Annotated in this window: 1 pseudogene; it reads left to right on the top strand. The window is 44.4% G+C overall.

Annotation, left to right across the window (positions count from 1 at the left end):
- A pseudogene (locus IRT38_RS17395) lies at nt 1-867 on the top strand (IS3 family transposase); the annotation flags it as partial.
- Nucleotides 868-873: the final 6 nt, after the last annotated feature.

Below are 873 nucleotides of genomic sequence, written 5' to 3'. Positions count from 1 at the left end.
TGCGGAAGAGCGATTAAAGGCCGAAATCATCCAGGAAGCGATGGCAAAAAAGTGGTAAAGCCATCTTGCCGGCGTAAGATGGCACAACAGGCAGTTGCCCAGCATGCCATTAGTATTCGTTTGGCTTGTAAAGCATTTGGCATTAGTGAAACCTGCTACCGCTATCAAGCCAATCTCAGCGATGACAATGCACTCATTGCTGAACAGCTCATTGAACTCACTGAGGAAAATTCCGATTGGGGCTTTGGTTTGTGCTTCTCGTATTTACGGCATGTTGAGAGTTGCTGCTGGAATCACAAGCGGGTTTACCGCATTTACTGTGAGTTGGCACTGAATCTGCGTATTAAACCGAGAAGAAGACTAAAACGGCATGCGCCTGAACCATTGAAAGAACCAATCCGAGAAAATCAGGTTTGGTCATTAGATTTTATGCATGATCAGCTTTCCGATGGTCGCAAGTTTCGATTATTGAATGTGATTGATGATTACCGCCGCGAAGGCCTAGCCATTGAAGCAGGGTTCTCATTGCCCACAATCAGGGTTATTCGTACGTTGAATCAATTGCTGGAGTGGAGAGAAAAACCGTTAGTGATCCGATGCGATAATGGTCCCGAATTTATCAGTCACGAATTTGTGCGCTGGGCTACTGAGCACGGTATTCGTATTGAATATATTCAACCGGGTAAGCCACAGCAGAATGCGTATATTGAACGCTATAATCGGACCATACGTTATAGTTGGCTGAGCAAGCATTTATTTGATACTTTGGATGAAGTACAAGATTATGCAACAAACTGGTTGTGGCATTACAACCATGAAAGACCACATCAAGCTAACAAAGGAAAGCCACCTCTAATGGCTGCTTAACCTCTA

This window comes from Acinetobacter sp. SK-43 (genome assembly GCF_015351505.1).
GTDB classification, from domain to species: Bacteria; Pseudomonadota; Gammaproteobacteria; order Pseudomonadales; family Moraxellaceae; genus Acinetobacter; species Acinetobacter junii.
Note: the sequence above shows the minus strand (reverse complement) of the source record. Positions and strands in the feature narration are given on the sequence as shown.